This window comes from Modestobacter excelsi (genome assembly GCF_005930495.1).
GTDB lineage: Bacteria > Actinomycetota > Actinomycetes > Mycobacteriales > Geodermatophilaceae > Modestobacter > Modestobacter excelsi.
In genome coordinates this window covers 1-5203 of record NZ_SJEX01000143.1, presented here as the reverse complement: position 1 = coordinate 5203, position 5203 = coordinate 1, and the positions used below count along the sequence as shown (strand labels likewise).

The 5203-nt window shown below is 73.8% G+C and carries 5 protein-coding genes; all 5 read right to left on the bottom strand.

Going from position 1 to position 5203, the window contains the following annotated elements; genetic code table 11:
• Positions 1-121: 121 nt before the first annotated feature.
• A complete protein-coding gene (locus FHL80_RS24800) occupies positions 122-955 on the bottom strand; it encodes an ABC transporter permease (protein ID WP_138735989.1) in 834 nt (277 codons plus the stop codon).
• A gap of 21 nt (positions 956-976) precedes the next feature.
• Positions 977-1909 (bottom strand): ABC transporter ATP-binding protein, encoded by a 933-nt coding sequence (locus FHL80_RS24795; RefSeq protein WP_138735988.1) that lies wholly within the window; start codon positions 1907-1909, stop codon positions 977-979.
• 180 nt (positions 1910-2089) lie between these two features.
• Positions 2090-2656, bottom strand: coding sequence for a Clp protease N-terminal domain-containing protein (locus FHL80_RS24790; protein WP_138735987.1), 567 nt, complete (start codon positions 2654-2656; stop codon positions 2090-2092).
• A gap of 134 nt (positions 2657-2790) precedes the next feature.
• Positions 2791-3528 carry a hypothetical protein gene (locus FHL80_RS24785; protein WP_138735986.1) on the bottom strand — a complete coding sequence of 246 codons (738 nt, stop codon included), beginning with the start codon at positions 3526-3528 and terminating at the stop codon, positions 2791-2793.
• Between the two features lie 44 nt (positions 3529-3572).
• The coding region (locus FHL80_RS24780; protein WP_138735985.1) for an alpha/beta hydrolase at positions 3573-5203 on the bottom strand (1631 nt) is incomplete at its 5' end.

The following is a 5203-nucleotide window of genomic DNA, read 5'->3' as shown; positions in this document are numbered from 1 at the left end:
TGTACAAGGCGATCCGCTGCGGGTCGGACCGTCCTGCCCACCAGCCTGCGACGCTCGGCACGGGGACCATGTTCCCGTACCGACCGTCGTCCTCGGCTCTCGATGGCACGGCTTCAGCGGCTCATCGACGGGGTGCCCAGCGGAACACGCGGCGGGCGACGACGGCCCCGACGACCAGCCATCCGGCGAGCAGGGCCAGCGGCACCGGGGCCGCGGCCCATGCACCGGCGGTGTCGACCGCATGTCCGCCCCACGTCTCACCGACCAGCCCGAGCCGGCTCAGTTCGATCACCGGGTTGAGCGGGAGGAGGCGGAAGACGCGGGCGACCGGCTCCGGGAGACCGGACAGCGGGACCAGCAGCCCGGAGAGCGACGTCGCCGCGAAGACCAGAGGCAAGGTGGTGAACTGCGCCGCCTCCACGGTGCGGGTGAAGGACGTGGTCGCGGCGGCGAGCACCACCATCAGGGCGCCGCCACCCAGCAGGGCGAGGAGCGGCAGGACGACGTCCACGGGGGCCGACCACCTCCCCAGCACTGCCGCTCCGACCCCGACGACGAGGATCTGCACGACGGTCACGAGCAGGGTCGGGACGGCGGTGCCGAGCACTATCTCCCCGTCGGTGAGCTCGCCGGTCCGCATCCGCTGCAGCACCAGCTCCTCGCGCCGGGCGACGAAGGTGGTGACCAGGTTGTAGTAGGTCACCATGATCAACGCGATGCCGATGGCACTGGCGGTGAGGCCGGGTCCGTCGAGGTCGAGACCGTTGGACACGGCGATCGCTCCGACGGTCCCCAGCAACAGGACCGGGCCGAGCACGGAGTTGACGACGGCGGTGCGGTTGCGCAGGAGCAGCCGGATCTCGGCGGAGGAGAGCGCGAGCACGCGACGGCGCGCGCTGCCTCGGGAGCCGAGGTCGTTCGACGATGGGGGGACGGCGGGCAGGGTCGCGGTCATGGCGGGCTCCTCGGGTGACTGTCAGGCGGCGGTGGGGACGGTGCCGTCGGCGACGGCGAGGAAGGCCTGCTCGAGGGAGGCGGCTCGGGCCTCCAGACCCGTGAGTTGCAGACCGTGCTGGCTCGACCAGACCAGGAGAGCAGCGAGGGTCGGCTGCAGGTCGTCGGTGCGCAGCTCGACGTGCGGCGGTCCGACGGTGACCGCGACCCCGGGCAGGTCGGGAAGCGGGAGCCCGCCGTCGTCCAGGGTGAAGCGGATCGTGGCCGGTTGGCTCGCGGCGATCTCGGCCTGTGTGCCGGCGAGCACGATCTGGCCGGCGCGCATCACCGCGATCCGATCGGCGAGCTGCTCGGCCTCCTCGAGGTCGTGGGTGGTCAGGACGACGGCGGCACCGCCGGCCACCAGCTCCCGGATCAGCTCCCGGACCGTGCGGCGGCTCTCCGGGTCCAGCCCGCTCGTGGGCTCGTCCAGGACGACGACGCGCGGCCGACCGAGCAGCGCCAGAGCGAGGTCGAGCCGGCGCCGCTCCCCGCCGGACAGGCTGCGCACCCGCACGCCGGCGCGGGAGCCCAGGTCGACCTGGGCCAGCGCCTCGCCGACCGGGCGCGGCCGGGTGAGGGTGCGGGCCCAGGTGCGCAGGGTCTCGCCGACAGTGAGGTCACCGGGGAGTCCGCTGGACTGCAGCAGGACGCCGAGGTGCGGCCGGACCCGGGCGCGCTCGCTGACCGGATCTGAGCCGAGGACGCGCACCGAGCCGCCATCGGCGGAGGCCAGGCCCTCGGCCACCTCCAGCACGGAGGTCTTGCCGGCGCCGTTGACGCCGAGGAGCGCAAACACCTCCCCGGATCGGGCGGCGAAGGAGACACCGCGGACGGCCTCGAAGCCGCCGTACCGGCGGTGCAGGTCGACGACCTCGACGGCGAGGTCGCGACTCGTGGATGCGGGGTCGGACATGGAACTGCCTCCGTGCCTGTGCGGTGGGACCCTGCCGGTGGTGGACGAGGGGAACGCTGTCCCCGAGCCTGGTGCCGGGCCGGGTCGGCCACAGGTGTCGGAACTCATCAGATCGACGTCGATCCGCACTGCGAACCCGTGAGATCTGTCATGGAGGCCCAGCCGCCCGGGTCGTGGCGGTCAGGACCGACCACCCGAGCCGAGCACGCGGTCGAGCAGCCGCCGGACGGCCCCGGCGGGGACGTCGGTCGGCCAGTCCGGTACCGGCGCGCCGTCCGGCACCATCGTGGCCAGCACCAGCTGGCGGACCTCGTCCGGCTCGACGCCCAGTGCGGCGAGGACCCGTGCCGAGCCGGTGGCCGGCTCCAGCACGGTCAGCCACAGTTCCCCGGTGCCGAGCTTCAGTCCCGGCCGGAGCTGCCTGCTCCTCACCAGCGGCCGCCACTTGGCGGTAAACTGCCCGGACGCGCGCCGGCACTCTGCTGCGGGCTCCGGCGCCGACCGGCGGCCCTCTGCGGTACCCCCGTCCGCCTCCGGGGCCTGCATCGGCGGGGCGCCGAGGGCGGCGCGGGCGGCGTCGGCGGTCAATTGCGGATGGTCGGCGGTCACGGTCTGGGTGACCGGATCGGCCGTCCGCACCAGTCCGAGGAGGACGTGCGCGGTCTCGTACCTGGTCGCGCCGAGCCGTCGGGCCTCGTCAGCAGCAGTGTGCAGCGCCTCGGCAGCCGTGTCGTCGTAGAGCAGCATCGGATCTTCCTCTCTCGGGGTCGGGATGGGGCTCCTGTCGCGTGTCTCCGAGGCTGTCGGTGGCCCGAGCCCGGCGCAGGTACGGGAGATCACCAAGTCGCGGCAGGAAGTGCATGGAGGAACCGTGAGGAATGTCAGGGGCGCTGGATGAACGACCGGCGCCAGCTCCAGACCGCGACCAGGAGCATCCACACGAGTGCCAGCGCACCGCTCACCGTTGTGGCGAGCATCGTCGCGGCCGAGAAGCCGCTGAGGGCCAGCGCGATGCCGTTGACGGCGGCTGCCCCCGCGGTGACGACGGCCAGGGCGCCCAGCCCTCGACTGCCGGCGGGCGTGGTGAGCAGGCCGAACCCGAACGCGAGGAAGGCCGCGGCCAGCAGCAGAGCGAACAGCGCGTCCAGCCCGATCTCGACCTGCCGCACCGCCAGCGCCCCCGCGAACAGGGACGAGCGGTCCCCTCCAGCGCCCGACCACAGGTCGACCGCGGCCTTCAGCGCAACCCCGTCGACCGCCTGCAGGACGGCAGCGGTCGCCAGGCCGGCGGTGCCGAAGACCGTGGTCACCCGCGCCCAGACCGAGCCCTGCGTCCCGTCGACCACCCGGGCCAGCAGGACGACCACCAGGACCAGGCAGGCGACGCCACCCAGCTGCAGCAGATGGGCGGCCACCCACATCCCCCGGACGACGCCGGCGTACTCAACGAAGGCCGCGGCCGGCGAGCCGGCATCGGCGTGCGCGGGGTGGAGAAGGGTCCCGGCCGCCAGCAATACGGCCCCGAGGACCGCGAGCGTGGCGACGAACCGGTAGGGCGAACGGGGAACGGCGAGATCTCGCCGCTCTTCGGGGGACGGCGCGAGGGAGGTGCTGGACATGACGGTTCTCCTCTCCTGTCGGTTGCCGAAGGTGGGTCGGCGGGTCACGCGGAGGGCGGGTCGAAGGGCGCGCGGTCCTGCGGACAGACCGTGCCCGCAGGTGGGGTGGCGCCGGTGAGGAGGTAGCGCGCGGTGACCTGCTTCGCGCAGGAGCTGGAGTCGATCGCGCCGTGGCCGACGCCGTCGACGGTGAGCAGCGCGCTGTGGGGCAGCAGGTCGTGCACGCGGACGGCGTTGCGGTACGGGGTGGCTGGGTCGTGCCGGGTGCTGACGAGCAGCACGGGGTTGCTGGTCGTGGCGTTCCACGGGCCGGTGTAGCGCTCGGTCGACCGGCCGTCCCAGGACGCGCAGGGCAGCGCCAGATGAGCCCAGGAGGAGCCGGCGTAGGGGGCGACGGTGCGGTCGCGCTGCCGTCCGAGCTGCCCGTAGCGCTGGGAGTCGGCCGGGTTGTCGGTGTCGGCGCAGGCGATCGCGATGTTGGCGGTGGAGTAGTCCTCCATCCCTGGCAGCGTGAACTGCGCGAGGTCGGTGAGGATCCCCGCCACGGTGTCCGTGTCGCCGGTGACGGCCGCGTGCAGGAATTCGGCGAGCACCGGCCAGAGCGGTGGGCTGTAGATGCCGAACGCCGAGAAGGTGAACCGGACCAGCTCGTCGTAGCCGATCTGCTGCGGAGGTCGCCCGGCGACGGAGACGGTCAGCGGCTCGGCGCGCAGCCGGTCGGCGAGCGCGGCGAGAGCCTGCTGCGGGTCGCCGTCCGCGGCGAGCGCGCACCTCTGCGGTCCGGCCTCCGCGCAGAGCCGGAAGAACTCCCGGAGCGTGTCGGCGCTGGCCTCGTCGGAGTGGTTGCGCAACCAGCTGATGCCGCCGGCCCGGCCGCCGGCCCACGCCGGGGTCGCCACGCCGTCGAGGACGAGCGCGCCGACCCGGTCGGGGAAGACGTTCGCGACCACCTGCCCGAGAAAGGTGCCGTAGGAGTACCCGACCAGGTTGATGCGGGAATCGCCCAGCGCCGCGCGCAGCACGTCCAGGTCGCGGGCCGCAGGCAGCGTGCCGACGTGGTCGAGCAGGTCGCCGTTGCGGGCCCGGCAGACCTCGGCGAGCCGGTGCGCTTGGGCAATTGCCTCGGTCTCCTCGGCGGGGGTGGTGGGGAAGCTGGGTCCGGTGACGTAGGGCAGCTCGTGCAGCTGCGTGGGGTCGTCGAAGCAGTGCACGGGCTGGCTCTCTCCGGTGCCCCGGACGTCGACGCCGACCAGGTCGTAGCGGGCCAGCACCTCCGGGGTGAACATGTCCCGGCCGCCGGCGCGGACCAGTGCGGCGGCAGGAGCGCCGGGGCCGCCGAAGTTGACGAACAGGCTGCCGATCCGGTGGTCGGGGTCGGACGCCGGCAGGCGGACGAGGTGCAGGCCGAGGGTGCGCCCGTCCGGCCGGGCGTAGTCGTAGGGCACCGGGATGGTCGCCTGCTGAAAGCCGTCGCCGGCGTCGCTCCACTCGATGGTGGGCACCTGGACGCCGGGCACACCGCCGGGCGGGATGTCGACCGTCGATGGCGCGGCCGCCGGGGCGGGGGCCGCGCCGCACCCCGAGGCGAGCACGGCGAGCGCGCCGCACAGCAGCGCCGTCAGGGAGCGCAGCAGGTGTCCCGGCCCCGACCCGGGTGCGGAGGTCGGGTGGGAGG

Bases quoted from the DNA above. Each gene is read 5' to 3' on its own strand.
- FHL80_RS24790 (WP_138735987.1), bottom strand. From the start codon at position 2,656: ATGCTGCTCTACGACGACACGGCTGCCGAGGCGCTGCACACTGCTGCT.
- FHL80_RS24800 (WP_138735989.1), bottom strand. From the start codon at position 955: ATGACCGCGACCCTGCCCGCCGTCCCCCCATCGTCGAACGACCTCGGC.
- FHL80_RS24785 (WP_138735986.1), bottom strand. From the start codon at position 3,528: ATGTCCAGCACCTCCCTCGCGCCGTCCCCCGAAGAGCGGCGAGATCTC.
- FHL80_RS24795 (WP_138735988.1), bottom strand. From the start codon at position 1,909: ATGTCCGACCCCGCATCCACGAGTCGCGACCTCGCCGTCGAGGTCGTC.